The 26,978-nt window shown below is 65.5% G+C and carries 23 protein-coding genes, 5 tRNA genes and 1 pseudogene; 18 read left to right on the top strand and 11 right to left on the bottom strand.

Annotated elements, in window-relative coordinates:
• Positions 1-32 precede the first annotated feature (32 nt).
• The gene (locus tag K2O50_RS19290; protein ID WP_050704672.1) at positions 33-1,253 is read left to right on the top strand and encodes a winged helix-turn-helix domain-containing protein; all 1,221 of its coding nucleotides are present in this window, start codon (positions 33-35) and stop codon (positions 1,251-1,253) included.
• Here the strand turns inward: K2O50_RS19290 and K2O50_RS19285 are convergent.
• Positions 1,234-2,580 carry a class II 3-deoxy-7-phosphoheptulonate synthase gene (locus tag K2O50_RS19285; RefSeq protein WP_028691729.1) on the bottom strand — a complete coding sequence of 449 codons (1,347 nt, stop codon included), beginning with the start codon at positions 2,578-2,580 and terminating at the stop codon, positions 1,234-1,236. The two genes, K2O50_RS19290 and K2O50_RS19285, sit on opposite strands and share 20 nt — an antisense overlap.
• A gap of 116 nt (positions 2,581-2,696) precedes the next feature.
• Between K2O50_RS19285 and K2O50_RS19280 the strand changes: the two genes are divergently transcribed.
• The gene (locus K2O50_RS19280) at positions 2,697-3,452 is read left to right on the top strand and encodes a spermidine synthase (RefSeq protein ID WP_050704673.1); all 756 of its coding nucleotides are present in this window, start codon (positions 2,697-2,699) and stop codon (positions 3,450-3,452) included.
• A gap of 397 nt (positions 3,453-3,849) precedes the next feature.
• Positions 3,850-5,560: pseudogene (locus K2O50_RS19275) on the top strand (DEAD/DEAH box helicase).
• Between the two features lie 130 nt (positions 5,561-5,690).
• Here K2O50_RS19275 and K2O50_RS19270 read toward each other — a convergent pair.
• Positions 5,691-6,443 carry a class III extradiol ring-cleavage dioxygenase gene (locus K2O50_RS19270; protein ID WP_050704675.1) on the bottom strand — a complete coding sequence of 251 codons (753 nt, stop codon included), beginning with the start codon at positions 6,441-6,443 and terminating at the stop codon, positions 5,691-5,693.
• Positions 6,444-6,544: 101 nt separating this feature from the next.
• Here K2O50_RS19270 and K2O50_RS19265 point away from each other — a divergent pair, with 101 nt between their 5' ends.
• A complete protein-coding gene (locus K2O50_RS19265) occupies positions 6,545-7,195 on the top strand; it encodes a thiopurine S-methyltransferase (protein ID WP_050704676.1) in 651 nt (216 codons plus the stop codon).
• A 134-nt stretch (positions 7,196-7,329) separates the two neighbouring features.
• Here the strand turns inward: K2O50_RS19265 and htpX are convergent, their stop codons facing one another.
• Positions 7,330-8,217 carry a protease HtpX gene (htpX, locus tag K2O50_RS19260; protein ID WP_038705666.1) on the bottom strand — a complete coding sequence of 296 codons (888 nt, stop codon included), beginning with the start codon at positions 8,215-8,217 and terminating at the stop codon, positions 7,330-7,332.
• Between the two features lie 253 nt (positions 8,218-8,470).
• Positions 8,471-9,682 carry a pyridoxal phosphate-dependent aminotransferase gene (locus K2O50_RS19255; RefSeq protein WP_050704677.1) on the bottom strand — a complete coding sequence of 404 codons (1,212 nt, stop codon included), beginning with the start codon at positions 9,680-9,682 and terminating at the stop codon, positions 8,471-8,473.
• A gap of 167 nt (positions 9,683-9,849) precedes the next feature.
• Between K2O50_RS19255 and msrB the strand changes: the two genes are divergently transcribed.
• Both msrB and K2O50_RS19245 read left to right on the top strand, forming a co-directional pair.
• On the top strand, positions 9,850-10,245 hold the full coding sequence (gene msrB / locus K2O50_RS19250) for a peptide-methionine (R)-S-oxide reductase MsrB (protein WP_050704678.1): 396 nt from the start codon (positions 9,850-9,852) through the stop codon (positions 10,243-10,245).
• 12 nt (positions 10,246-10,257) lie between these two features.
• Positions 10,258-10,746 carry a glutathione peroxidase gene (locus K2O50_RS19245; RefSeq protein ID WP_050704679.1) on the top strand — a complete coding sequence of 163 codons (489 nt, stop codon included), beginning with the start codon at positions 10,258-10,260 and terminating at the stop codon, positions 10,744-10,746.
• On the opposite strand, the gene K2O50_RS19240 is transcribed toward K2O50_RS19245, so the two are convergent.
• A complete protein-coding gene (locus K2O50_RS19240) occupies positions 10,736-13,090 on the bottom strand; it encodes a response regulator (RefSeq protein ID WP_050704680.1) in 2,355 nt (784 codons plus the stop codon). The two genes, K2O50_RS19245 and K2O50_RS19240, sit on opposite strands and share 11 nt — an antisense overlap.
• A gap of 167 nt (positions 13,091-13,257) precedes the next feature.
• Here K2O50_RS19240 and K2O50_RS19235 point away from each other — a divergent pair, with 167 nt between their 5' ends.
• Positions 13,258-14,145 (top strand): ATP-binding protein, encoded by an 888-nt coding sequence (locus K2O50_RS19235; RefSeq protein ID WP_050704681.1) that lies wholly within the window; start codon positions 13,258-13,260, stop codon positions 14,143-14,145.
• Complete coding sequence (locus K2O50_RS19230; protein ID WP_050704682.1) at positions 14,146-14,628, top strand: GAF domain-containing protein; 483 nt, start codon at positions 14,146-14,148, stop codon at positions 14,626-14,628.
• A 77-nt stretch (positions 14,629-14,705) separates the two neighbouring features.
• Here the strand turns inward: K2O50_RS19230 and K2O50_RS19225 are convergent, their stop codons facing one another.
• Positions 14,706-15,473 (bottom strand): hypothetical protein, encoded by a 768-nt coding sequence (locus tag K2O50_RS19225; RefSeq protein WP_050704683.1) that lies wholly within the window; start codon positions 15,471-15,473, stop codon positions 14,706-14,708.
• A gap of 434 nt (positions 15,474-15,907) precedes the next feature.
• Between K2O50_RS19225 and K2O50_RS19220 the strand changes: the two genes are divergently transcribed.
• The 6 genes from K2O50_RS19220 to K2O50_RS19195 all read left to right on the top strand — a co-directional run bounded on the left by K2O50_RS19220 (position 15,908) and on the right by K2O50_RS19195 (position 16,941).
• Positions 15,908-15,983 (top strand) — tRNA-Glu (locus K2O50_RS19220).
• A 4-nt stretch (positions 15,984-15,987) separates the two neighbouring features.
• Positions 15,988-16,063: transfer RNA gene (locus K2O50_RS19215), tRNA-Gly, on the top strand.
• A gap of 92 nt (positions 16,064-16,155) precedes the next feature.
• Positions 16,156-16,231: transfer RNA gene (locus tag K2O50_RS19210), tRNA-Glu, on the top strand.
• Positions 16,232-16,236: 5 nt separating this feature from the next.
• Positions 16,237-16,312 (top strand) — tRNA-Gly (locus K2O50_RS19205).
• An 80-nt stretch (positions 16,313-16,392) separates the two neighbouring features.
• Positions 16,393-16,468: transfer RNA gene (locus K2O50_RS19200), tRNA-Gly, on the top strand.
• A 248-nt stretch (positions 16,469-16,716) separates the two neighbouring features.
• Positions 16,717-16,941 carry a hypothetical protein gene (locus K2O50_RS19195; RefSeq protein WP_220689930.1) on the top strand — a complete coding sequence of 75 codons (225 nt, stop codon included), beginning with the start codon at positions 16,717-16,719 and terminating at the stop codon, positions 16,939-16,941.
• A gap of 63 nt (positions 16,942-17,004) precedes the next feature.
• Here the strand turns inward: K2O50_RS19195 and K2O50_RS19190 are convergent, their stop codons facing one another.
• The 4 genes from K2O50_RS19190 to K2O50_RS19175 form a co-directional block, all read right to left on the bottom strand.
• On the bottom strand, positions 17,005-17,415 hold the full coding sequence (locus K2O50_RS19190; protein WP_050704684.1) for a PA2817 family protein: 411 nt from the start codon (positions 17,413-17,415) through the stop codon (positions 17,005-17,007).
• Positions 17,416-17,598: 183 nt separating this feature from the next.
• A complete protein-coding gene (locus K2O50_RS19185) occupies positions 17,599-20,046 on the bottom strand; it encodes an acyl-CoA dehydrogenase (RefSeq protein ID WP_050704685.1) in 2,448 nt (815 codons plus the stop codon).
• A gap of 206 nt (positions 20,047-20,252) precedes the next feature.
• Positions 20,253-20,492, bottom strand: a complete 240-nt coding sequence (locus K2O50_RS19180; protein ID WP_050704687.1) for a DUF3077 domain-containing protein — start codon at positions 20,490-20,492, stop codon at positions 20,253-20,255.
• Positions 20,489-20,728, bottom strand: coding sequence for a hypothetical protein (locus K2O50_RS19175; RefSeq protein ID WP_082337677.1), 240 nt, complete (start codon positions 20,726-20,728; stop codon positions 20,489-20,491). Before K2O50_RS19175 ends, K2O50_RS19180 begins: the two co-directional genes overlap by 4 nt.
• 786 nt (positions 20,729-21,514) lie before the next feature.
• Here K2O50_RS19175 and K2O50_RS19170 point away from each other — a divergent pair.
• From K2O50_RS19170 to K2O50_RS19160, 3 genes are all read left to right on the top strand, one after another.
• A complete protein-coding gene (locus K2O50_RS19170) occupies positions 21,515-22,138 on the top strand; it encodes a glutathione S-transferase (RefSeq protein ID WP_050704688.1) in 624 nt (207 codons plus the stop codon).
• A gap of 132 nt (positions 22,139-22,270) precedes the next feature.
• The gene (locus K2O50_RS19165) at positions 22,271-23,203 is read left to right on the top strand and encodes an ABC transporter ATP-binding protein (RefSeq protein WP_028690973.1); all 933 of its coding nucleotides are present in this window, start codon (positions 22,271-22,273) and stop codon (positions 23,201-23,203) included.
• Positions 23,200-23,979: an ABC transporter permease gene (locus tag K2O50_RS19160; protein ID WP_050704689.1), complete on the top strand. Its 780-nt coding sequence runs from the start codon at positions 23,200-23,202 to the stop codon at positions 23,977-23,979. Before K2O50_RS19165 ends, K2O50_RS19160 begins: the two co-directional genes overlap by 4 nt.
• On the opposite strand, the gene K2O50_RS19155 is transcribed toward K2O50_RS19160, so the two are convergent.
• Entirely contained in the window at positions 23,863-24,504 is a 642-nt protein-coding gene (locus tag K2O50_RS19155; protein WP_052896362.1) for a DUF2062 domain-containing protein, read from the bottom strand. The two genes, K2O50_RS19160 and K2O50_RS19155, sit on opposite strands and share 117 nt — an antisense overlap.
• Before the next feature lie 144 nt (positions 24,505-24,648).
• On the opposite strand from K2O50_RS19155, the gene K2O50_RS19150 reads away from it, so the two are divergent.
• Complete coding sequence (locus tag K2O50_RS19150) at positions 24,649-26,865, top strand: DNA internalization-related competence protein ComEC/Rec2 (protein ID WP_220689929.1); 2,217 nt, start codon at positions 24,649-24,651, stop codon at positions 26,863-26,865.
• The last annotated feature ends 113 nt before the right edge of the window (positions 26,866-26,978 follow it).

The raw sequence follows: 26,978 nt of genomic DNA, 5'->3' as shown, positions 1-26,978 counted from the left end.
TTACTGTCTGAACATCAGACGGAGCCCACCTCATGTCCCTCAGCCTGTCCATTTCCCAGGCCCGCCGCCTGGCCTTGTCCGCCCAGGGCTTCGGCAAGTCGCCCGGCGGCCCGCCGACCCTCGCCAGCCTCACGCGGATGTTCCAGCGCCTGGGCGTGGTGCAGATCGACTCGGTCAATGCCCTGGTGCGCTCCCACTACCTGCCGCTGTTCTCGCGCCTGGGCGACTACCCGCACGACCTGCTCGACCAGCTCGCCTGGGGCCAGCGCCGCCAGCGCCGGTTGTTCGAGTACTGGGGCCATGAAGCGTCGCTGCTGCCGCTGGCGTTGTACCCGCTGATGCGCTGGCGCATGGCCCACGCCGCCGACGGCAAGGGTATCTACCGGCAACTGGCCGCGTTCGGCCGCGAGCGGCGCGAGGTGATCGAGCGGGTACTGGCGGCGGTGCGCGACCAGGGTGCGTTGGGCGCGGGCAGCCTGTCCACCCGCGAGGAGCGCGCCGGCCCCTGGTGGGACTGGAGCGAAGAAAAGCACGCGCTGGAATGGCTGTTCGCCGCCGGCGAGGTCACCGTGGCCGGGCGTCGCGGTTTCGAGCGCCTGTACGACCTGCCCGAGCGGGTGCTGCCGGCGGCCATCCTCGAGCAGGCCCAGCCCAGCGAGCTCGAAGCGCACCAGGGCTTGCTGCTGCATGCCGCCGTTGCCCTGGGCGTGGCCACCGAACAGGACCTTCGCGATTACTTTCGCCTTTCGCCGCAGCAGAGCAAGGCCGCCCTGGCGGTGTTGGTCGAGGACGGCCGTCTGCAGGCCTGCACGGTGCAGGGCTGGAAACAACCGGCCTATGTCGCGGGTGTGCCACGGATACCCCGGCGCATCGAAGCCAGCGCCTTGCTCTCGCCGTTCGATTCGCTGGTCTGGGCGCGTGAGCGTACTGAGCGCCTGTTCGATTTCCGCTACCGCCTGGAGATCTATACCCCGGCGCACAAGCGTGTGTACGGTTACTACGTGCTGCCGTTCCTTCATCGGGAGCGCATTGCCGCGCGGGTGGACCTGCGCGCCGAACGCGCCCACGGGCGGTTGGCGGTGCATGCAGTGCACGAGGAACCGGCAGGGCTGGACGGGGAAGGGGATCTGGCGCTGGCGGCCAACTTGCAGCGGCTAGCCGCCTGGCTGGGGCTGGAGAGGGTGCAGCTCAACTGCCCCCGCACCGAGGGCAGCCGGCTGCGTCAGGCATTGCTCAGCGGCGTACCTGCTTGAGGGTTTCGGCGATCAGGAACGCCAGCTCCAGCGACTGGTCGGCGTTCATCCGCGGGTCGCAGTGTGTGTGGTAGCGGTCGGACAGGGCGTCCTCGGTGATCGGCCGGGCGCCGCCGATGCACTCGGTGACGTTCTGCCCGGTCATCTCGATATGGATGCCGCCGGCGTGACTGCCCTCGGCCTGGTGCACCTGGAAGAACTGCTTGACCTCGTCGAGGATCTGCGCGAAATCGCGGGTCTTGTAGCCGCTGCTGGCCTTGATGGTGTTGCCGTGCATCGGGTCGGAGCTCCACAGCACCTGGCGGCCCTCGCGCTGCACGGTGCGGATCAGCCCCGGCAGGTGGTCGCCGACCTTGCCGGCGCCCATGCGCACGATCAGGTTCAGGCGGCCCGGGTCGTTGTCCGGGTTGAGCACGTCGATCAGGCGGATCAGCTCCTCGGGGTTCATGCTCGGGCCGACCTTGACCCCGATCGGGTTGTGCACGCCGCGCAGGAACTCGACATGGGCGCCGTCGAGCTGGCGCGTGCGGTCGCCGATCCACAGCATGTGCGCCGAGCAGTCGTAGTAGTCGCCGGTCAGGCTGTCACTGCGCACGAAGGCTTCCTCGTAGTTGAGCAGCAACGCTTCGTGGGCGGTGAAGAAGCTGGTTTCACGCAGTTGCGGCGCGGTGTCCAGGCCGCAGGCGCGCATGAAGGCCAGGGTCTCGTCGATGCGGTTGGCCAGCTGGTGGTACTTGTCGGCCAGCGCCGAGTTGGCGATGAAATCCAGGTTCCACTTGTGCACCTGGTGCAGGTCGGCGAAGCCGCCCTGGGCGAAGGCGCGCAGCAGGTTGAGGCTGGCGGTGGCCTGGTGGTAGGCCTGCAGCAGGCGCTCCGGGTCGGGGACGCGGCTTTTTTCGTCGAAGCCGATGCCGTTGACGATGTCGCCGCGGTAGGCGGGCAGGGTGATGTCGCCGATGGTCTCGTCATTGGCCGAGCGCGGCTTGGCGAACTGGCCGGCCATGCGCCCGACCTTGACCACCGGGCAGCCGGCGGCGAAGGTCATGACAATGGCCATCTGCAGCAGCACCTTGAAGGTGTCGCGGATCTTCGCCGCGGAGAACTCGGCGAAGCTCTCGGCGCAGTCGCCGCCCTGCAGCAGGAACGCCCGACCCTGGGTCACTTCGGCGAACTGCCGGCGCAGCTCGCGGGCTTCGCCGGCGAACACCAGCGGCGGGTAGCTGGCCAACGTCTGCTCCACCTTCAGCAGGTGCGCAGCGTCGGGGTAGATCGGTTGCTGCTGGATCGGCAGGGCGCGCCAGCTGTCAGGGGTCCATTGTCGGGTCATCGCAAGCTCTATCCATAAGTGTCGTTAAGGCCTGCCAGCCATGGTACGCCCGGGTGTGCTTGTTGCACCACCGGCATTGGCGGACAATGGGCGTTTTGCGCGGGCAGGTGGTAAGGATGGCGACGGAGCGGGAAGAGCGGCTGCTGGCACGGGTCGAGGACGCCTTTGGTGTCATCAGCGTGTACGAGGTGGATGACTATCGCTTCCTCGAGTTCGGCGACGCCATCGAGCAGAGCTGCACCTTCACCGCCGATCCGAGCTGGCTGGAGTACGACTACACCCGCGCCATGCTGGTCGGCGCGCTGTGCCACGGCCAGCCGGAGAGCGCGCTGTTTCTCGGCCTTGGCGCCGGCACCCTGACCCAGGCGTGCCTGAAGTTCCTGCCGCTGGAGGATGTCGAGGCCATCGAGCTGCGCCCCGACGTGCCGCGCCTGGCCATGGAGTACATGGGCCTGGACGACGACCCGCGGCTGTATGTGCGGGTGGGCGACGCCCTCGAGCTTTTGCCCAGCGCGGAGAAGGCCGACCTGCTGTTCGTCGACCTGTATACCGACTATGGCCCTGGTGTCGGCCACCTGGCCTGGGGCTTCCTGGAAAACTGCCAGAAGCAGTTGAATCCCGATGGCTGGCTGGTGATCAACCAGTGGGCCGGGGACGACGGCAAGCCGCTGGGCGCGGCCTTGTTGCGTGGTTTGTACCACCGCCATTACTGGGAGCTGCCGGTGAAGGAGGGCAACGTGATCCTGCTGGTGCCGGCGGACCTGGAGCAGGCGCTGGATATTGATGCCGTGCGGGCCCGGGCTGCAGCCTTGGCGCCGCGCCTGGGCTATTCGCTGGAATACCTGATCAAGGAAATCCGCCCGGCGACCTGATCCGAGTGTGCGCCCCCTGTAGGAGCGGCCTTGTGCCGCGAAAGGGCCGCACAGCGGCCCCGGCGATCTTGAGGTAGGCACACATCCTGGGGCCGCATTGCGGCCCATTCGCGGCACAAGGCCGCTCCTACAGGGAAACGATTCAGCCTGGATCCAATGTGGGTCGTCACTGTCGAAATATTTCTCACAATTCACGGCTATTTCGGGTATAGTACGCGCCGGTCTTTTAGCGGACCTCAAAATCAGGTGGTGCAAATCCTCCGAATCCAGCTTCGGCTGCGCGTCCGCTAGGCGGACCTTCCCAAGACGTTCCTATTTCAATCGTTTTCGCAAATCCCCGCCGCCAAAGCTGCCTGGGTGACCGACTGGTCTTTCAAGGCATGTGCAGCTTTGGAGCATGGGTCTTTGCGGATGCACCTAGAGGCAGACCCATGACCCAGGAAACCGGCGGATTCGCCGCTCTCGAACTCAATCCGAACATCGTTGCTGCCGTCCTGGCCACCGGCTATGAAGAGCCGTCGGCCATCCAGCAACAGTCGATCCCGATCATCCTCGCCGGTCACGACATGATCGGCCAGGCGCAGACTGGCACCGGCAAGACCGCTGCCTTCGCCCTGCCGATCCTCAACAAGATCGACGTGAGCAAGCGCGAACCGCAAGCCCTGATCCTGGCGCCAACCCGTGAGTTGGCGCTGCAAGTAGCCACCGCTTTCGAAACCTACGCCAAGCAGATGCCGGGCGTTAACGTGGTGGCCGTGTACGGTGGTGCCCCGATGGGCCCACAGCTGCGTGCCATTCGCAATGGCGCACAGATCGTCGTCGCCACCCCGGGCCGCCTGTGCGACCACCTGCGCCGCGACGAGAAAGTCCTGTCCACCGTCCAGTACCTGGTACTCGACGAAGCCGACGAGATGCTCAAGCTGGGCTTCATGGATGACCTCGAAGTGATCTTCGACGCCATCCCTGCCACCCGCCAGACCGTGCTGTTCTCCGCCACCCTGCCGGCCTCGATCCGTGCCATCGCCGAGCGCCACCTGCGCGAGCCGAAGCACGTCAAGATCCAGAGCAAGACCCAGACCGTGACCGCGATCGAGCAGGCCCACCTGATGGTCCACGCCGACCAGAAGATCCCGGCCGTGCTGCGCCTGCTGGAAGTGGAAGAGTTCGACGCGCTGATCGCCTTCGTGCGCACCAAGCAGGCCACCCTGGACCTGGCCGCCGCCCTGGAAGCCAAAGGCTACAAGGCTGCCGCGCTGAACGGCGACATCGCCCAGAACCAGCGTGAGCGCGTGATCGACTCGCTCAAGGACGGCCGCCTGGACATCGTCGTCGCCACCGACGTCGCTGCCCGTGGCCTGGACGTGCCGCGTATCACCCACGTGTTCAACGTCGACATGCCGTACGACCCGGAGTCCTACGTGCACCGTATCGGCCGTACCGGCCGTGCTGGTCGCGATGGCCGTGCGCTGCTGCTGGTCACCCCGCGTGAGCGCCGCATGCTGCAGGTGATCGAGCGTGTCACCGGTCAGAAAGTTGCCGAAGCCCGCCTGCCTAACCCGCAAGCCGTGCTGGATGCGCGCATCAAGAAACTGACCAAGAGCCTGGCGCCGCTGGTGGCCGAGTCCGAAGCCAGCCACGGCGAGCTGTTCGACCGCCTGACCGCCGACCTGGGCTGCACCCCGCGCGCGCTGGCCGCGGCCCTGCTGCGCAAGGCCACCAACGGCCAGGCGCTGGACCTGGCTTCGGTGGAGCGCGAGCAGCCGCTGGTGCCGACCTACACCCCGCGTGAGCGTGGTGAGCGTACCGAGCGCGGCGAGCGTCCGGACCGTGGTGACCGCGAGCGCCGCGCGCCGATGCCGCTGGCCGAAGGCCGCGTGCGTTGCCGTACCGCCCTGGGTGCCCGTGACGGCATCGCCGCCAAGAACCTGCTGGGCGCGATCCTCAACGAGGGTGGCCTGGCGCGTGACGCCATCGGTCGTATCCAGGTGCGTGACAGCTTCAGCCTGGTCGAGCTGCCGGAAGACGGCCTCGAGCGCCTGCTGACCAAGCTCAAGGACACCCGCGTGGCCGGCAAGCAGCTGAAGCTGCGTCGCTACCGCGAAGACTGATCCTGGCGCTGCAATAAAAAATCCCCGGCCTTTTGGCCGGGGATTTTTTTTGCCTGACGCTCAACTGAACCCGCCCCCTGTAGGAGCGGCCTTGTGCCGCGAAAGGGGCGCAACGCGCCCCCGGCGCCCTTCAATCGAACCGATAAATATCCATTCCCAACGCCCCCAGCGTAAACCCCTGGTGCACGATGCCAAACCGCCCACCAGCCCCCATGGCGAAGAACAGCGGCAACAGGTGCTCATCACTGGGATGGTTACGCACCGCAAACGGCGCCTGCCGCCGATAATCCACAAGCGCCGCCTCATCCCCCGCGTTCAACCGCTCCACCACCCAATCACGAAACGCCAGCGCCCAGGGCTCGACCGCATCCGGCCCGGCATGCCAGTCAAGCTCGCCCAGGTTATGGGTGATGCTGCCCGAGCCGACCAGCAGGATGCCTTCTTCGCGCAGTGCCGACAGCGCCCGACCAACCTTCAGTTGCAGATCAGGACCGGCCTGGCTGGGCAGCGACACCTGAACCACCGGAATATCCGCCTCGGGATACATCAGCGACAGCGGCACCCAGGCACCATGGTCGAAGGGCCGCTGCTCATCCAGCCGGGCCCCGAGAAGTTCGGACAGCCGCCTGGCCAGCGCCGGTTCGCCGGGCGCCGGGTACTGCACCGCATACAGCGCTGGCGGAAAACCATGGAAGTCATGCCAGGTCGGCGGCTGCGGGTTGCCCATCACCAACAGCTCGCGGCTCTCCCAGTGCGCCGACACCACCACGATCGCCTTCGGCCGGGGCAGGGCGCGGGCCAGCGCGGCCAGGGCCGGGCCGCTGGCGCCGGGTTGCAGGGCGAGCATGGGCGATCCATGGGAGATGAACAGGCTGGGCAGCATGGCGGGGTCCTGGCAGGTAAGATGCAGCCATCTTCGATCAGCCTTTGATCGAGATCCAATATAAGTTTTCACAGGCTTTGATCGAAAAACCGGGAGGAATCATGGAGCCAGCGTTCTGGCACAAGCGGTGGGCGGACAACCAGATCGGCTTTCACCAACCCCAGGTGAACCCGTACCTGCAGGCGCACTGGTCGACGTTGGGGCTGGCCCCTGGCGCGCGGGTGCTGGTGCCGCTGTGTGGCAAGAGCCTGGACCTGCTCTGGCTGGCCGCCCAAGGCTATCGGGTGCTGGGGGTGGAGCTGTCGCGCAGGGCAGTGGCGGACTTCTTCACCGAACATGGTTTGGTGGCGCAAATTTCTCGGCACGGTGCCTTCGAGGTGTGGCGCAGCGACGAGGTGGAGCTGTGGTGCGGGGATGTGTTCGCGCTGCGCGCCGAGGATCTGGCGGATTGCGCGGGGGTGTATGACCGGGCGGCGCTGATCGCCTTGCCGCTGGCGATGCGCGAGCGCTACATGGCGTTGCTGAGCGAGCAACTGCCGGCGACCTGTCGGGGGCTGCTGGTGACCCTGGATTACGACCAGGGATTGATCGACGGACCGCCGTTCTCGGTGCCGGACGCCGAAGTGCGGGCAGGGTTTGCCGGGTGGCGGGTTGATGAGGTCGAGGCGCGGGAGATTCTCGACGAGAGTCCGAAGTTTCTCAAAGCTGGTGTCGAAAGTTTGGTTGAGCGAGTCTACAGCGTTCGGCGTTGAAGCCATCGCGGGGCAAGCCCGCTCCCACGCCTGCACTAAACGGGCTGGCGTGGGAGCGGGCTTGCCCCGCGATGGGGCCGGTACTGGCAATGAAAAAGGGCGACCGAAGTCGCCCTTTCTTGTTGCTGCCTGGATCAACCGCGACGGCGCAGGGCGTCGATGCGGTCTTCCAGCGGCGGGTGGCTCATCAGCAGGCCGGCCAGGCCATGCTTGAGGCCGCCATTGATGCCGAAGGCCTTCATGGTGTCGGGCATGTGCACTGGCAGGCCCTGTTCCGAGCGCAGGCGCTGCAGTGCGCCGATCATCGCGCCGGTGCCGGCCAGGTGGGCGCCGGCTTCGTCGGCGCGGAACTCGCGGCGACGCGAATACCACATGACGATGATGCTGGCGAGGATGCCCAGTACCAGCTCGGCGACGATGGTCGCGATGAAATAGGCGATGCCGTGGCCTTCTTCGTTCTTGAAGATCACCCGGTCGACGAAGTTGCCGATGATGCGGGCGAAGAACATCACGAAGGTGTTCACCACGCCCTGCACCAGCGCCATGGTGACCATGTCGCCGTTGGCCACGTGGCCGATCTCGTGGGCCAGCACCGCACGCACCTCGTCGGGCGAGAAGCGCTCCAGCAGGCCCTGGGAGACGGCGACCAGCGCGTCGTTGCGGTTCCAGCCGGTGGCGAAGGCGTTGGCCTCGTAGGCCGGGAAGATCCCCACCTCGGGCATCTTGATGCCGGCCTCGCGGGACAGCTCCTCGACGGTCTGCAGCAGCCACTGTTCGTGGCGGGTGCGGGGCTGGGTGATGATCTGGGTGCCGGTGGTCATCTTCGCCATCCACTTGGAGATGAACAGCGAGACGAGCGAGCCAGCGAAACCGAACACGGCGCAGAAGACCAGCAGCTGGCCGAGGTTGAGGTCAACCCCGTTGGCCGCCATGAACCCGTTGAAGCCGAACAGGCTCAGGGTAATGCTTGCAACCAGCACCACCGCGAGGTTGGTGGCTACAAACAACAGAATGCGCATCATGGTTGTTACGTTCTCCTGACGGATAAGTTCGTTGCGTACTGCGGGGTATATAAGGGGGAGGGCGCGGCTATTCAACCGGGCGACTATTTCAAACTGTGTACGCGAGGAGTATGGCAGAGGATGCCGGGCGTACCGTGGGATAGAGCGTTGCAGGATGTAAGGCGAAAACATCGCGGGGCAAGCCCGCTCCCACGCTGGGCCGCGTGGGAGCGGCGGTGCGCCGATGCGACTTGCCCCGCGATGACGGTATCGCTTACTGCGAGTAAGTGCGCAGGAAATTACCGATCCGGCCAATAGCCTGTTCCAGGTCATCCACCCGCGGCAGCGTCACCACGCGGAAGTGGTCCGGCCATGGCCAGTTGAATGCCGTGCCCTGGACGATCAGCAGCTTTTCCGACAGCAGCAGGTCGAGCACGAATTTTTCGTCGTTGAAGATCGGGCAGACCTTCGGGTCGATCTTCGGAAACGCGTACAGCGCGCCCATCGGCTTGACGCAGCTCACCCCTGGGATGGCATTGAGCAGCTCGTAGGTGCGGTTGCGCTGCTCCAGCAGGCGGCCCGGCGGCAGTACCAGGTCGTTGATGCTCTGGTAACCGCCCAGGGCTGTCTGGATCGCGTGCTGGGCCGGCACGTTGGCGCACAGGCGCATGTTGGCCAGCATGTCGATGCCTTCGATGTAGCTCTGGGCGTGGTGCTTGGGCCCGGAGATGATCAGCCAGCCGGAGCGGAAGCCCGCCACCCGGTACGACTTGGACAGGCCGTTGAAGGTCAGGCACAGCAGGTCCGGGGCCAGCGACGCGGTGCTGATGTGCACGGCCTCGTCGTAGAGGATCTTGTCGTAGATTTCGTCGGAGAACACCACCAGGTTGTGCTGGCGCGCCAGCTCCAGCATGCCCAGCAGCAGCTCTTTCGAGTAGACCGCGCCCGTCGGGTTGTTCGGGTTGATGATCACCAGGGCCTTGGTGTTCGGGGTGATCTTGGCCTTGATGTCATCCAGGTCCGGGAACCAGTCGGCCTGCTCGTCGCACAGGTAGTGCACCGGCTTGCCGCCGGCCAGGCTCACCGCGGCGGTCCACAGCGGGTAGTCGGGCGCCGGGATCAGCACCTCGTCGCCGTTGTTGAGCAGCGCCTGCATCGACATCACGATCAGCTCGGACACGCCGTTGCCGAGGTAGATGTCCTCGATGGTGACGCCTTCGATTTCCTTCTGCTGGCAGTACTGCATCACCGCCTTGCGCGCGCTGAACAGGCCCTTGGAGTCGCTGTAGCCCTGGGCGGTGGGCAGGTTGCGGATCACGTCCTGGAGGATCTCGTCCGGCGCCTCGAAACCAAACGGCGCCGGGTTGCCGATGTTCAGCTTGAGGATGCGGTGGCCTTCCTCTTCCAGGCGTTTGGCGTGCTTGAGCACTGGGCCGCGAATGTCGTAGCAGACATTGGCGAGCTTGTTCGATTTGCTGAACTGCATGATGAGATCCCGAGTGAGAATACGCGCCGCCCTTGCTCGAAAGGTTTGAAAGGGCGGGAAGCGGGTGCCAGACTGGCTGCCTTGCACACGAAGCCAACTAATATACGTGCCACCCGCGCCAGGGAAAAGCCGGTGCGAGGTGAAAATCAGCCTGCCGAGGTCCCATCATGCAAAAGATCGACAAAACCCTGGACGAATGGCGCGCCATGCTCGATCCGGCCCAGTACCAGGTGTGCCGGCTCAAGGGCACCGAGCGGCCGTTCAGCGGCAAGTACAACAGCGAGCGCCGCGACGGCATCTACCACTGCATCTGTTGTGACCTGCCGCTGTTCGACGCCAAGACCAAGTTCGATTCCGGTTGCGGCTGGCCGAGCTTCTACGCGCCGATCGAGGAGGCCGCGATGATCGAGATCCGCGACACCTCCCACGGCATGATCCGCACCGAAGTCACCTGCGCCCAGTGCGACGCCCATCTGGGCCATGTATTTCCCGACGGCCCGCCGCCGACCGGGCTACGCTACTGCATCAACTCGGTGTGCCTGGACCTCAAGCCACGCGATTGACGGAGAGCGAACATGGCCGATGCGCTGCTGGACATCCCCTGCGTCACCCTCGGTGGCGAACAGAAAGTGCTGGGCGACTTTACCGGCAAGGCGCTGCTGGTGGTCAACACCGCCAGCCAGTGCGGTTTCACCCCGCAGTACAAGGGCCTCGAACGCCTGTGGCAGGAGTACCGCGACCAGGGCCTGGTGGTGCTGGGCTTCCCCTGCAACCAGTTCGGCAAGCAGGAGCCGGGCGACGCCCGCGAGATCGCGCAGTTCTGCGAGCTCAACTTCGGCGTGAGTTTCCCGCTGTTTCGCAAGATCGAGGTCAACGGCCCCGGCGCCCATCCGCTGTTTGCCGAGCTCAAGCGCCGCGCGCCGGGCGTGCTGGGCACGCAGAAGATCAAGTGGAACTTCACCAAGTTCCTGGTCGACCCGCGCACCGGCAAGGTCAGCCGCTTTGCCCCGACCACCAAGCCCGAGGCGCTGAAATCGGCGATCGAGCCGCTGCTCAACCGCTGACCGGCACCCAGTGCTCGATCAGCGCCAGCAGTTCCTCACGGCGGAACGGCTTGGCCAGGTAGTCGTTCATGCCCGCGGCGCGGCAGCGCTCGCGCTCCTCGGGCATGGCGTTGGCGGTCAGCGCGACGATCGGCAACTCCGGCCAGCGGCTGCTCTGGCGAATGCGCCGGCTGGCCTCGTAGCCATCCATCACCGGCATGTTGCAGTCCATCAGCACCAGGTCGAAGCTGCCTTGCTCCAGGCAGTCCAGGGCTTCCTGGCCGTGGGCGGCCACCTGCACCTGACAGCCGAGCTTGCCCAGCATGCCCTTGGCCACCAGCTGGTTCACCGGGTTGTCCTCCACCAGCAGGATGCGCGCCCTGAGCTCGCGCGAGGCCGGCACCTCGTGGGGCAGTGGCGCGTTGGGCTCGCCCTGCAGGGTGCGGCGCAGGGTCTGGTACAAGGCATTGCGTGCCAGGGGCCGGGCCAGTTGCTGCAAGGGCGCCAGTTGCTCGGCCTGCTCGGTGGGCAGGAAGTTGCCGTAGGCGGTCACCAGCAGGATCGGCGCCTCGATGGCCGGGCGCAGGTCGAGCACGTGGTCCAGGTCGTCGGTGATCAGCAGGTCGACGGCCGTGCCGGCCAGGTCCTTGGCATCCTCATGACGCGCGTATTCCAGCCCCCAGCGCGGCAACAGCCCCTCCAGCAGCTCGGCCAGGCCACTGCCGGGGTTGCCCAGGGCCACCACCCGCCCGTTCAATGGCGCCGGCGGGATCGCCTCGGTGTGCGCCGGTAGCGGCAGGTCGGCGCTGAAGCGGCTGCCGAAGCCGGTTTCGGACTGGATATGCAGATGCCCCTGCATGGCCTGGCACAGGTTGCGGGTCAGGGCCAGGCCCAGGCCGGTGCCGCCGTACTGGCGGGTGATGCCGGCGCCGGCCTGGGTGAACGGCTGGAAGATCCGCGCCTGGGCTTCCTCGGGGATGCCGATGCCGGTGTCGCTTACCTCCAGGCGGATGCCGCCGACGATGCTGCTCAGGCGCACGTCGACGCGGCCGAAACGGGTGAACTTGAGGGCGTTGGACAGCAGGTTGCTGACGATCTGCCGCACCCGGGTCGGGTCACCCAGTACCGTGCTGGGGAAGTCCGGGGCGACCAGGCAGGTCAGCTCGACGCTGGGCGCGGCATTTTGCGACAGCAGGTTGGCGGTGTCCTCGACCATGGCGCCGAGGTCGAACGCAATGCGCTCGAGCTCCAGCTGGCCAGCGTCGAACTTCGACAGGTCGAGGATATCGTTGAGCAGCTCCACCAGCACCTTGCCCGAGTCGTGGGCGATGGACAGCTGCTGGCGCTGCTCGGGCGCCAGGCCACTGTCCAGGGCCAGGGCGATCATGCCCAGCATGCCGTTGAGCGGAGTGCGGATCTCGTGGCTCATGTTGGCCAGGAAGGCAGCGCGGGCCTGGGCCATGTCCAGGGCGCGCTGGCGCGCTTCGTCCAGCTCCTGGTTGGACAGGCTCAGGCGGTTGTTGCTGGCCTTGAGCTCGGTGGTGCGCGCCGAGACGATGTCTTCCAGCTCGTTGAGATACTGGGTCAGGCGGTTCTCGGCGGTGCGCCGCTGCTGGATCTCGGTGGCCATGCTGACGAACTGCTGGTTGGCGACCCGCACCAGCACGCCAATCTCGTCGTTCTCGTGGCCCCTGGGGCAGTCCACGCGGTTCTGCCTGGGCGTGCGCGCATCGTTGCCGCTGAGCGCGCCGATCACCGTCACCAGCGGCTTGGTCAGCATCAGGTAGAACAGCCCCAGGAGGATGCCGGTGAGCACCAGGCTGCGGGCGAAGCCGTTGACCAGGGTGACCCCGGCCCGATCGAGGAAGCGCCCACCAAAGGTGTAGGTGTCGACATCCAGGTAGAGGGTGCCGAGGTACTCATCGGGCATGTGGGCGAGGAACAGCCGGTCCTGGAACTGACGTTGCTCGCCGAACAGAAAGTCCGACAAGGCTCGGTAGCGGCTTTCCATGCTGGGCCGTTGCACGTCGGCCAGCACCGTGTCGTTGTTGTCGATCAGCCGCGCGCGGATCAGCGCCGGCGATTTCAAAAGGCCGCCGGTCAGCTCCTGGGCCAGTTCCGTGTCGATGTTGTAGGCGATGCGCGAGGCCGTGTCGTGGCTGATCTTCAGCAGTGCCTGAATTTCACGGTTGATGGACGCGTCTTCGCTGGCATAATCGATGCCGATCTGGATGAGACTGAGCAATGTTCCCAGGATGAAGCCGACCAGGACTGTCAACCGGGCTTGCTTGTATGACAGGCGATTGGTGAACTTGATATCCATGGGTCCCAAGCCGGTTACTTGCTCCGTGCGCTGCGCAAGCATAGCCGATCAGCCCTGGCTGCTGGCGGGTCTGTCGAACATTCAGCTTTTGTCCGTGCCGGCCCCTTCGCGGGTAAACCCGCTCCCACAGCGGGCAGTGGATCCTGTGGGAGCGGGTTTACCCGCGAAGGGGCCGGCACGGTACCGAAACCTGATTTGCAGGAGCCCTCATGGACACCCGCCTTACCGCTTTCCTCGACCGCGCCGAATCGGTCCTCGCCCGCCTCGAACCCTTGCTGCCGGCCCCACGCCCGGACATCGACTGGACCCGCACCCTGGCCGCCCGCTGGCAGCGCGACGGCCGCAGCGGCTACCTGATGCCGCTGGAGGTCAGCCTCGACATCCGCCTGTCCGACCTGATCGGCGTCGACCAGCAGCGTGAACAGCTGGGCCGCAATACCCACCAGTTCATCAACGGCATGCCGGCCAACCATGCTTTGCTGTGGGGTTCGCGCGGCACCGGCAAGTCGTCGCTGGTGCGCGCCCTGCTGGCCGAGCATGCGGGCCAGGGCCTGCGCCTGATCGAAATCGAACGCGACCACCTGGCCGACCTGCCGCGGGTGGTCGAGCAACTGCACAAGCTCGAACAACGCTTCATCCTGTTCTGCGACGACCTGTCGTTCGAAGCCGGGGAGGGCGACTACCGGGTGCTCAAGAGCGTGCTCGACGGCTCGCTGGAGCAGGCCCCGGACAACGTGCTGCTGTACGCCACCTCCAACCGCCGCCACCTGGTGCCGGAGAAACAGAGCGACAACGAGAACTGGAAGATGGTCGACGGCGAGCTGCACCCCAACGAGGCGGTGGAGGACAAGATCGCCCTGTCCGACCGCTTCGGCCTGTGGCTGTCGTTCTACCCGTTCAGCCAGGAGCATTTCCTCAATGTGGTCGAGCACTGGATCGGCCAGCTGGCGCGCCCGGCCGGGCTGCAGTGGCAGCGCAGCGAAGCGCTCGACATCCTCGCCGTGCGCTGGGCCACCGGCCGCGGCAACCGTAATGGCCGTTGTGCCTATCAGTTCGCCCGCTACTGGGTCGGGCTGCAATTGCTGGAGCAGAAATAAATGATCGACCTCAACGCCAGTGGCCAAGGCCTCGACGGCTACGACCTGCTGGCCGCGCAAGTGCAGGCGCTGTTCGCCGACGAGCGCGACTTCATCGCCAACGCCGCGCAGTTCTCGGCGTTTCTCTACAACCAGGTAGAGGACCTGAACTGGGCGGGCTTCTATATCAACCGCAACGAAGAGCTGGTGCTCGGCCCGTTCCAGGGCCAGGTGGCCTGCGTGCGCATCCCGTTCAGCCGGGGCGTGTGCGGCGCCGCGGCGGCCACCCGCACGACCCAGCGGGTCGAGGATGTGCATGCGTTTCCCGGGCATATCGCCTGTGACAGCGCGTCCAACAGCGAGTTGGTGATCCCGTTGGTCAAGGCCGGCAGGCTGATCGGCGTGCTCGACCTGGACAGCCCGAAGCTGGCCCGCTTCAGCGAAGTCGACCAGGCGGGGCTGGAGCGGTTGGTCGAGGTGTTCCTCGAGTTGACCGACTGTTGAAATGAAGAAGGGGCCTGCGAAGGCCCCTATCTTTTGGATTGTGGGAGCGGGCTTGCCCCGCGATAGGGCCAGCGCTGTCAGTCGTAGATGACCTTCTTCTTCCAGGTCTCATCCTCATCAGTCTTGAGCCCCTGGGTCAGCGCATTCTGTTCATTCTCCGCCGGCTCCATCTGGTCCAGCACCTGGGCATTGGCCCGGTTCAGCAGTTTCTCAAGGTAAGTCAGCTGCTCTTCATACTGCTTCGGCTCAGGCTGCTTGCGCAGGTACTGCACGCCGCGCTCGAACGCCAGGCGCGCCTGCCCCGGCTGGTTCTGCTGCAGGGCCTGCTGGCCGAGGTTGTTGAAGAATTCGATATGCAGCAGCACCAGGATATGGCGGATCTCCTTGACCCAGTACTTGCCTTCGTTGGTCGCGAGGAACCCCTCCTGGGTGGCACGCACGATCTGGTTGTGCAGCAGTTCCAGCAAAAAGCGCACGTCCTTGGCCTTTACCTCGGTCTGGATGGGCGAGGGCGGGTTGCTGACCGGGATTCTCTCACCCTGGCCGATCAGCCCTTCAAGCTCGGCGATGCGCGCCTTGAGGTCGCCACTGTGCTTGTCCAGGGCTAGCTGACGCTGGTTGAGGTTCAGTTCGAGGCGGGTCAGCAGCAGCTTGAGCGCGGGCGTCATGAACTGCCCGGGGAAGGTCTCGGTGATTTCGCCGCAGCGGCGCAGGCGGTCAGCCAGCTCGACCTTGAGCCGTGCACGCTCGAGCTTACCGTTCTCGACCACGTTGTTGAGGTAGCCGATCACGATCAGCAGCGCGATACCCGCAACGATAAGCAGGGTGATCAGAAGTGGTGTCACCGTTAACGCCTCATGAAGAAGTTTTGCATCTATCGAGAGTGTAGTGAGTCCGCCCGAAAGCGAACAGTGCAGCCTGGCGGAACAGCCCTGCGCTCCCTTGAATCCGTGAAGCATTCGTGGGAGCGGGCTAGCCCCGCGATGAGGCCCTCAAGCCTTGCCTATATGTATCGGCCCGTAATCCAATACCTACAGATAGTGGCACATCGCTACGAGCTTGCCGAGCCAACGTCAGAAAAGCAACGCCAATCCCCGGACGCATCCTGCACCACCGCCCATGACGACGGGAAGTCATTGATTTAAATAAATTTCTACAAAGGGGTTGACGACCTCCCAAGGCATCCATAGAATGCGCGCCACTTGCAGCGTAAAGCACACAGCGAAACGCGGCAGGGAGTGAAAGCAAGCAGTACTTTAATAGGTAATGCGAGCAGCGTGTCCCCTTCGTCTAGTGGCCTAGGACACCGCCCTTTCACGGCGGTAACAGGGGTTCGAGTCCCCTAGGGGACGCCATATTGCGGGAATAGCTCAGTTGGTAGAGCACGACCTTGCCAAGGTCGGGGTCGCGAGTTCGAGTCTCGTTTCCCGCTCCAGTTTCTCCGGCACTGCTTCGGCAGGGCAGGAAAAGAAAATCCAGGCTGAATCGTGAGGTTCATGTTCTGGTGCGCTGAAAAGCGTCGGCTTAGTCCCCTTCGTCTAGTGGCCTAGGACACCGCCCTTTCACGGCGGTAACAGGGGTTCGAGTCCCCTAGGGGACGCCATATTTGCGGGAATAGCTCAGTTGGTAGAGCACGACCTTGCCAAGGTCGGGGTCGCGAGTTCGAGTCTCGTTTCCCGCTCCAGTTTCAACGCATCGTTCCGACGGTGCCGGTGGTGAAGGTCGTCAAGGCGCTTCACGCCACATGCGGTAAAGCTTCACCCTGCGGGAATAGCTCAGTTGGTAGAGCACGACCTTGCCAAGGTCGGGGTCGCGAGTTCGAGTCTCGTTTCCCGCTCCAAATTGAAAACGCCACTTCGTTTGAAGTGGCGTTTTTTTTTGCTCGCGTGGTTGGTTTTTGGGGCGAGCTGGCTCAGCACACCTATCAATTTTGCTAGTTGGCGAATGTCGTCTGAGGGCGTACAACGGCATGGCGCTACTCGTTACGTGCCCGATGTTCGTACTCATACCATCAGTTATTACTCTGTCGGGGGAGAATGTTGGGCGCGCCTGATCCCACTCCATTCTGCCTTGAACAAGGAAGGAGCAATGACCGTGACGATCGAAAAGACGGATTTGGAAGTCCAGCTGGAGATATGTAAACGGGCGGTCGATGCGTGGAGGCGTTATGAAGAAAGTAAAGGGCAGCAGTCCCCTTCGCAGGTAGAACGACTTCGACTGGAAGCAGAGTTCTTATGTTCTTCGGCGCATCATTTTTTTGGGGGTAAGGCTAGGATTCCCCCTGATTTGCTAGATCGTGATTTGGCGGAGTGAATTCACTTGTCCCGCTCAGGTGATTGGGGTTCCCGGCCCAGATGGGGCCGGGATGCATCTACATCAGTGAATATCACCCTGAGCAGGCTTAGCCAGCAGTTGCTTTTCTTGGTGCCAATCAAACGCTTCACCGTTCTGCTCGGCCTCGTACCGTCGCTCTTCCAGCGTCTGGTAAAGCTCCAGCTCGTCATCCGGCATGAAATGCAAGCAATCCCCGCCAAAGAACCACAGCAGGTCACGTGGCACCAGATGGGCGATCTGCGGATAACGTTGAATCACCTGGCAGATCAGGTCCTGGCCCAGGTACTGGCTTTCCAGCGGGTCCTGGGGCAGCAGGGTGAGCAGTTCGTCGAAGCGCTCGAGGAACAGGGCGTGGCTTTCCTCCGGGACCTGTTCGGCTTCACCCAGCGCGGCCAGGATGGTGCGCAGGTGGTGGAGCAGTTGCAGGTGGTATTCCAGGTGGGGGTTGGCCATGGCGGCGGTCCTCGGGGTGGTTGAAACGGGGGGCGGAGTATACGCCGGTTTTGCATGGGCTGGCAGCGCAGCTGCCTGTGCTGGCGCTATCGCGGGGCAAGCCCGCTCCCACGAAGCGTTAGACGCCTTGTGGGAGCGGCGGTGCGCCGATGCGACTTGCCCCGCGATGCGGTTGACCAATCCTCAGCGCACTTTGCCTGCCTCGGGCAACAGCACGTCCTTGTCGAACGCATCCACATCGATCACCACTCGGCGTGCCTGCTCGGCCTGATGCAGGCGCTGGCCTTCCTCCGCCTGCAAGACGCCCGCTTCGATGGCGGCGTCGATCACCAACTGTCCCGGTGCCGCCTGCACCTTGCCTTCCTTGACCGCCTGATGCAGCGCCTTGTGCAGTGGAGCGGCATCGTCCAGCAGGTCGCAGGCCGTCTGCAGCGCGGCCACCGGGTCGCCCTCGGCCTGGGGCCTGAAGCAACCCGCCAGCAGCTCTTCCAGCGCCGGGTCGCCTTTGCGGCGGCCGATCAGCGCCGCCACCTCGGCATCCAGCTCATCGCTGGGGCCGGTATGCCGGCGGCCGAACGGGAACACCAGCACCCGCAGGGCGCAGCCCAGGAGGCGGTTGGGGAAGTTGTCGAGCAGCGTGTCCAGCGCTTTCTCGGCCTGCCCCAGGCTTTCTTCCAGCGCCCAGCGCAGCAGCGGGCGTAGGTACTCGGGCGAGCCGAGGTCGTGGTAGCGCTTGAGCGCGGCGCTGGACAGGTACAGGTAGCTGAGCACATCGCCCAGCCGGGCGCTCAGCCGTTCGCGGCGCTTGAGCGCGCCGCCCAGCAGCATCATCGACAGGTCGGCCAGCAGGGCGAACGCCGCCGCCTGGCGGTTGAGGGCGCGGAAGTAGCCCTGGCTCAGGGCATCGCCCGGAACCTTCTCGAAATGCCCCAGGCCCAGGCCCAGCACCAGGGTGCTGGCGGCGTTGCCGGCGGCGAACAGGATGTGCTGCAGCAGCAGGTCGTCGAACTCGTTCAGCGCCTGGTCGTGGTCCTCGCGCCCGGCCAGGGCCATTTCCCTGAGCACGAACGGGTGGCAGCGGATCGCGCCCTGGCCGAAGATCATCAGGTTGCGCGACAGGATGTTGGCCCCCTCGACGGTGATGAAGATCGGCGCGCCTTGCCAGTTGCGGCCCAGGTAGTTGTTCGGGCCCATGATGATGCCCTTGCCGCCGTGCACGTCCATGGCGTGCTGGATGCACTCGCGGCCGCGTTCGGTGAGGTGGTACTTGAGGATCGCCGACAGCACCGAGGGTTTTTCCCCGAGGTCCACGGCCTTGGCGGTGAGCAGGCGGGCGCTGTCCATCAGCCAGGCGTTGCCGCCGATGCGCGCCAAGGACTCCTGGATGCCTTCGAAGGCGGCCAGCGGCACGTTGAATTGTTCGCGCACCCGGGCGTACTGGCCGGTGACCAGGCTTGTGTACTTGGCCGCGCCCGTGCCGACCGCCGGCAGGGAGATCGAGCGGCCCACCGACAGGCAGTTCATCAGCATCATCCAGCCCTTGCCGAGCATGGCCTGGCCGCCGATCAGGCAATCCAGCGGCACGAATACGTCCTTGCCGCTGTTGGGGCCGTTCATGAACGCAGCCCCTAGCGGCAGGTGCCGCTGGCCGATTTCCACGCCGGGGAGGTCGGTGGGGATCAGCGCCAGGCTGATGCCCAGCTCGGTCTGCTCGCCCAGCAGGTGGTCGGGGTCGTAGGCCTTGAAGGCCAGGCCCAGCAGGGTGGCGACCGGGCCGAGGGTGATATAGCGCTTTTCCCAGTTCAGGCGCAGGCCGATGACCTCTTCACCCTGCCACTGGCCTTTGCAGATGACGCCGGTGTCGGGCATGGCCCCGGCGTCGGAGCCGGCCAGGGGGCCGGTGAGGGCGAAGCAGGGGATATCGTCGCCACGGGCCAGGCGTGGCAGGTAGTGGCTGCGTTGTTCGTCGGTGCCGTAGTGCAGCAGCAGTTCGGCCGGGCCCAGGGAGTTGGGCACCATCACCGTGGAGGCCAGGTCGCCGCTGCGGGTGGCCAGTTTCATTGCCACCTGGGAGTGGGCGTAGGCCGAGAAGCCCTTGCCGCCGTATTCCTTGGGGATGATCAGAGCGAAGAAGCCGTGCTGCTTGATGAAGTCCCAGGCTTGCGGCGGCAGGTCGAGGTCCTGGCCGATCTGCCAGTCGCTGACCATGGCGCACAGCTGCTCGGTGGGGCCGTCGATGAAGGCCTGCTCTTCCTCGGTGAGCCTGGGCGCGTCGTAGTCGAGCAGGGTGTTCCAGTCGGGGCGGCCGCTGAACAGGTGGCCGTCCCACCACACGGTGCCGGCGTCGATGGCTTCGCGCTCGGTCTGCGACATCGGCGGCAGGGTGCGCTGGAACCAGCTGAACATCGGCGCGGTGAACAGCTTGCGGCGCATCTCGGGCAGGACGAAGAAGGCGGCCTTGAGGGCGATCACCACCCAGATCAGCGTCAGCAGCCAGCCTGGCGCCGTGCTGAACAGGCCCATGAGCAGGGTGTAGGCGGCGATTGCCGCGAGGATCTGCAGTGGCGCCAGGCGCCGATGCAGGAGATACGCGGCGCCTAGCACCAGGACCAGCAACCACAACAGCAGCATGATTCTTCCTCCTTGGAAGCGGGGGGCGGGGGCGATCCACAGAGCTTAGACGTGTTGGGGTGGATGGCCTGCCTAGGAAATGACAGGGTGGGGCGCTGGGAGTTCGGTGGGGAATGTCATGCAGTCATCGCGGGGCAAGCCCGCTCCCACGCCAGATATGCAATGCGGGCGTGGGAGCGGGCTTGCCCCGCGATGCGGTCATCAGATCATCTGGAGCGGTTCAACCCCACCTCCATGTCATCGATCAGCGCCTTGGCCATCGCGCTGAGGATCCGCGCCGAGCTGCCGGCCAGCAGGTCGCCTTCCATCTCCGCCTCGCAGGTCAGGTGGCGGATACAGCCGAGCAGCACCGACAACTCGCTGAAGGCGTCCTCGAACGTAACGCCCGGCTCGACCTTGAACAGGTCCAGGCAGGTGGTGCGGCCCGCGGTATGCCCGCGGGTCATGGCTGCACCTGCGGCTTGTGCTCGAGCAGGGCGCAGGCCAGCTGGCCGAGGTAGTCGCTGGCGGTGAACAGGCGGTCCTGGGCTTCGCCGGGCTCGGTCTTGAAGTAGATGTCGAGGACGTCGGAGATGGCGGTGGCCACTTCGACGGCGGCGGCCATGGCGTCGTCGCGGGGGAGAGTGGGGCGGATGGTGAGGAAGTGGGAGAGACGGGGTGGGTCTGGGACGATTTTTTTCATGATTAGAGCCTTATGCGGGTCATTGAAAACCACCATCCAGGTCTTTTCTCACGAGATGAGGGTGGCGGCCGTGCACGAGGTGAGAAATCCGGGGCATAAGACAAACCCGGCCAGACCGAAGTCTGCCCGTACACGGCCACCATGAAGGGAGCCGTTGTTGTGTTATGCAGCTCGGGTTTCTCACGCCCGGTCACCAAATGCGGCGACCCAGTGAAGTTATCCCTGGGGTATTTCCCCGACAACGCGGCCGCTTCCGGCAAGCGCGTAGGATAGTTCCCAAGCTTTGCTGGCTGAAGCATTTGGTTTCAGGTTCGGAAATGTCTGACATAGGATTTGGGGGCTCAGGGGTGTTCGCCGAGAGAGGTTCTGCGCCTGGGAGATCGAGCGCCGCCCGCGCGGCGCATCGCGGGACAAGCCCGCTCCCACATCTGTTTCGGGCCAGTCAATCCTGTGCCATTACCTGGTCCGCCTTGTTGGCCCGACGTGGTTTCAGCGTGGGCACCACTGCCGCTCCACCTGTCTCAAGACATGCACCAAGGCGGGCAACCATGGCCTGACAGGTTCGGCACGTTGCAACAAATGTAGGAGCGGCCTTGCGTCGCGATGCGCCGCGCGGGCGGCGCTCGATCTCGAACACTCTACAAAGCTATCGTCGAACTCGGCGCTCGATCTCGAACACTCTACAAAGCTATCGTCGAACTCGGCACTCGATCTCGAACACGCTACAAAGCTGTCGTCGAACTTGGAGTAGACTGACCCCCTCCCGCATTCATTAAGGACGTTGCCATGCTGAAGATCTGGGGCCGCAAGAATTCGAGCAATGTGCGCAAGGCGTTGTGGATCGCCCACGAGCTGGGCCTGGACTTCGAGTCCATCGATGCCGGCGGCGCCTTCGGCGTGGTCAACGAACCCCACTACCGGGCGCTCAACCCCAACGGCCTGGTGCCCATGCTCGAAGACGGCGACCTGGTGCTGTGGGAGTCCAACACCATCGTGCGCTACCTGTGTGCCGAGTACGGCGAAGAACAAGGCTGGTACCTCGACGACCCGCGCCAGCGCGCCCTGGCCGACAAGTGGATGGACTGGACCACCTCGTCCTTCGCCGGCCCCTTCCGTCCGCTGTTCTGGGGCCTGCTGCGTACCGCCGAGGACCAGCGCGACTGGGTGGCGATCAACGCCGCGCACAAGCAATGCGCCCAGTTGCTGGCCATCGCCGACGAGACCCTGGCCAAACAGCCGTACCTCTCCGGCGAGCAGATCGGCATGGGCGACATTCCCCTGGGCAGCTTCATCTACGCCTGGTTCGAAATGCCGATTGAACGCCCGGCCATGCGCCACCTCCAAGCCTGGTACGAGCGCCTCAAGCAACGCCCGGCCTACCAGGCGGCGGTGATGAGCGCCCTGACGTGACGCCACTTCGATAGTCATTATCAATAGATGTGACTGTACTTGTGCGGCCAGCCCTTGCACCATGGCCGCACTCACTGCGCCAGTGACTTCACCTGGCGTGTCCCGCACCCTTTTCTCGGTACCCGACCCGCTATGAGTTCCGCCCTGTCCATCCGACAGCTGACCAAGACCTACGGCAACGGTTTCCAGGCCCTCAAGGGCATCGACCTGGACGTTTCCGAAGGCGACTTCTTCGCCTTGCTCGGCCCCAACGGCGCCGGCAAGTCCACCACCATCGGCATTCTCTCGACCCTGGTGAACAAGACCAGCGGCACGGTCAACGTGTTCGGCCACGACCTGGACCGCGAGCCCGCGGCGCTCAAGCGCTGCCTGGGCGTGGTGCCCCAGGAGTTCAACTTCAACCAGTTCGAGAAGACCTTCGACATCGTCGTCACCCAGGCCGGCTACTACGGCATTCCGCCCAAGGTGGCCAAGGAGCGTGCCGAGCAGTACCTGACGCAGCTCGGGCTGTGGGACAAGCGCGACGTGCCGTCGCGTTCGCTGTCCGGCGGCATGAAGCGCCGGCTGATGATCGCCCGGGCGCTGATCCACGAGCCGCGCCTGTTGATCCTCGACGAGCCGACCGCCGGGGTGGACATCGAGCTGCGCCGTTCGATGTGGAGCTTCCTCACCGAGCTCAACCAGAAGGGCATCACCATCATCCTCACCACCCACTACCTCGAAGAGGCCGAGCAGCTGTGCCGCAACATCGGCATCATCGACCACGGCACCATCGTCGAGAACACCAGCATGCGCCAGCTGCTGGGCAAGCTGCATGTCGAGACCTTCGTCCTCGACCTCAAGCACGACCTGCCCGCCGCGCCTGAGCTGCAGGGTTACCCGTGCCGGCTGATCACCCCGCACACCCTGGAGGTGCAGGTGGACAAGGACATCGGCATCACCGCGCTGTTCGGCCAGCTGGCGCTGAAGAACATCGAGGTGCAGAGCCTGCGCAACAAGACCAACCGACTCGAGGAGCTGTTTGTGTCCCTGGTGGAAAAGAACCTGTCGAAGGTGGCCGTATGAGTGTGGAGCTGCGCACCAACTGGGTCGCCCTGAACACCATCGTCTACCGCGAAGTGCGGCGCTTCTTGCGCATCTGGCCGCAGACCCTGCTGCCGCCGGCGATCACGATGGTGTTGTACTTCGTGATCTTCGGCAACCTGATCGGCCGGCAGATCGGCGACATGGGCGGCTTCACCTACATGGAGTACATCGTGCCGGGGCTGATCATGATGTCGGTGATCACCAACTCCTACGGCAACGTGGTGTCTAGCTTCTTCGGCAGCAAGTTCCAGCGCTCCATCGAGGAACTGATGGTATCGCCGGTGTCGCCGCACACCATCCTCGTCGGCTATGTGCTGGGCGGCGTGCTGCGCGGGCTGGCGGTGGGGGTGATCGTGACCATGCTGTCGCTGTTCTTTACCCACTTGCAGGTGCATCACCTGGGCGTGACCATCGTCGTGGTGCTGCTGACCGCGACCATCTTCTCGCTGCTGGGCTTCGTCAACGCGGTGTTCGCCCGCAACTTCGACGACATCTCGATCATCCCGACCTTCGTGCTGACGCCGCTGACCTACCTGGGCGGGGTGTTCTATTCGATCAACCTGCTGCCGCCGTTCTGGCAGACCGTGTCGCTGGCAAACCCCGTGCTGCACATGGTCAACTCGTTCCGCTACGGCATCCTAGGGGTGTCGGACATCAGCATCGGCACGGCGATCAGCTTCATGCTGGTGGCCACCGCGCTGCTCTACCTGCTGTGCGTGCGCCTGCTGGTCAGCGGCCGCGGCATGCGTGCCTGAGCTGCGGGTGAGGGCACAGCGGCACTGGCGCCGGCGCCACTGCCGGCCCACCCACCAGCGCCAGTAGCCCATGGTGGTGAAGTAGGCGAGCACGCCGAGCACCACCCCGCACACCACCGAGCCCAGCAGGAATGGTTGCCAGATCGTCGCCAGCTGGTCGGTGACCCAGTCGACGGTGATCTCGTCGGGCAACGTGCGCGGCGGCACCTGCATCAGCCAGGCGCCGGTCATGTAGGTGACGAAGAACACCGGCGGCATGGTCAGCGGGTTGGTCAGCCACACCAGGCTCACCGCGATCGGCAGGTTGCCGCGCACCGGAATCGCCAGCGCGGCGGCCAGCAGCATCTGCATGGGAATCGGGATCAACGCCGCGAACAGGCCGACGCCCATGGCCCGCGCCACCGAATGGCGATTGAGGTGCCACAGGTTGGGGTCGTGCAGCAGCTTGCCGAAAAAGCGTAAGGACTTGTGTTCGCGGATGCTGGTCGGGTCCGGCATGTAGCGTTTGAACAGACGGCGCGGCATGTGGGCTCCCGGCGGGGTTGAAGGGCGTCAGTATGCCTTGATTGAAGCGCAGCCTCGTTCAGAGTTTGTGACAATTGATTAGCAGGTTTTTCCCGCCGATCGGCTAAGCCTCAGGGGCCGTTTTCGCTTCTGGAGCTCTATCTCATGCGCACAGGGATGCTGGCGCTGGTCCTCGGGCTGTTGAGCCTGCGCTTTTTACCTGCCTTGCCACCGGTCGGATGGCTGATTCCATTGCTGTTGCTGGCCCTGGCCAGCCTGCGTACCCGGGCCTGGCCGCTGGGTTGGTGGGTGCTGGGTGTGTGCTGGGCCTGCTGGTCGGCGCAGCAGGCCCTGGGCGACCGCCTGCCGGCCGCGCTGGACGGTCGCACGCTGTGGCTGGAGGGGCGGGTGGTCGGCCTGCCGACCCGTACCGAGCGCGGCGTGCGTTTCGAGCTTGAGCAGCCGCAGTCGCGCCGGGCCCGGTTGCCCCAACGCGTGCAACTGAGCTGGTTCGACGGGCCGCCGCTGCGGGCGGGGGAGCACTGGCGGCTGGCGGTCAACCTGCGTCGGCCGCAGGGCCTGCTCAACCCCCATGGCCCCGATCAGGAGGCCACGCTGTTGGCGCGGCGGGTCGGTGCCACCGGCACGGTCAAGGCCGGTACGCGCCAGGGCGAGGCGGCCAGCAGTTGGCGCGACGGCCTGCGCCAGCGCTTGCTGGCCACCGATGCCCATGGCCGGGAGGCGGCGTTGGCCGCCCTGGTGCTCGGGGATGGCGCAGGCTTGGCGCGGGAGGACTGGCAGGTGCTGCAGGCCACCGGCACGGTGCACCTGCTGGTGATTTCCGGGCAGCACATCGGCTTGCTGGCTGGATTGATCTACGGGCTGGTGGCGGGGCTGGCGCGCCTGGGGGCCTGGCCCCGGCGGTTGCCGTGGCTGCCCTGGGCCTGCGGCCTGGCGATGGCGGCGGCGCTGGGTTACGGCTGGCTGGCGGGGTTCGGCGTGCCGGTGCAGCGGGCGTGCCTGATGCTGGCGGTGGTGCTGCTCTGGCGCTTGCGCTTTCGCCACTTGGGCGCCTGGGTGCCGTTGCTGATGGCGCTGTCGGGCGTGCTGCTGGTCGAGCCGCTGGCCAGCCTGTTGCCGGGGTTCTGGCTGTCGTTCGCTGCCGTGACGGTGCTGGTGTTGTGCTTCGCCGCCCGGCTGGGCGCCTGGCGGCCCTGGCAGGCCTGGACCCGCGCCCAGTGGGTGATTGCCGTGGGGTTGTTGCCGGTGCTGCTGGCCTTGGGGCTGCCCGTCAGCCTCAGTGCGCCGCTGGCCAATCTGCTGGCCGTGCCGTGGCTCAGCCTGGGCGTGCTGCCGCTGGCGATGCTGGGCACGGCCCTGTTGCCGGTGCCTGGGCTGGGGGAGGGGATGTTGTGGCTGGCGGGCCTGTCGTTGGACGGCTTGTTTGCCGTGCTGACGCGATTGGCGGGCCTGCAGCCGGCCTGGATACCCGAGCCGCTGCCGTTGTGGGCCTGGCTGCTGGTGTGCCTGGGCGCCGTGCTGGTGTTGCTGCCCCGGGGCGTGCCGTTGCGGGCGCCGGGCACGGTCATGCTGCTGGCGCTGTGGGCACCACGCGAGCAGGTGCCTCCGGGGCAAGTGGAGGTCTGGCAGCTGGATGTGGGGCAGGGCCTGGCGGTGCTGCTGCGTACTCGCAATCACGCGCTGCTGTATGACGCAGGCCCGGCCCAGGGTGGCCGTGACCTGGGCGAGACGGTGGTGCTGCCGACCTTGCGCAAGCTGGGGGTGAAGGCGCTGGATGTGATGCTGATCAGCCATGGCCATGCCGACCATGCTGGTGGGGCGGCGGCGGTGCGGCGAGGGGTGCCGGTGGCACGGGTGCTGGCCGGCGAGGTTGCCGGGCTGGAAGCGGCGTCGCTTTGCCGCAGTGGCGAGCGCTGGCAGTGGGATGGCGTCGATTTCGAGCTTTGGCATTGGCCGCAGGGGGCTTCCAGCAACGAGCGTTCCTGTGCGTTGCGGGTGCAGGCCAAGGGCGAGCGCCTGCTGCTGGCCGGGGACATGGAGGCCGGCGCGGAGCGGGCGTGGCTGGCCGCGACCGATGATCCTCGGGTGGACTGGTTGCAGGCGCCGCACCATGGCAGCCGCACGTCGTCCAGCGAGCCGTTCGTCCAGGCCACGGCGCCGCGCGGGGTGTTGGTTTCCCGAGGGCGGCACAATGGTTTCGGGCATCCCCATGGGCAGGTGATCGAGCGCTATCGGCGGCATGGGGTGGCAGTGCATGACACGGCGGTGGAGGGGGCGTTGCGGTTGGTGCTGGGGAGTCGGGGTGGGGTGGAGGGTGTGCGCAGGAAGCGGCGGTTCTGGCGTGAGGTTGACGAGGGCTGAGCCGACGCCATCGCGGGGCAAGCCCGCTCCCACGCAGGTCCGCTCACACGATGGTTTCGCGTTGGCGTGGGAGCGGGCTTGCCCCGCGATTACCCGGACCGAACGTTTCCCTG

The sequence above is a fragment of the Pseudomonas sp. 2hn genome (assembly GCF_019646095.1).
GTDB classification, from domain to species: domain Bacteria; phylum Pseudomonadota; class Gammaproteobacteria; order Pseudomonadales; family Pseudomonadaceae; genus Aquipseudomonas; species Aquipseudomonas peradeniyensis.
This window is presented reverse-complemented; position numbering and strand designations above follow the sequence as displayed.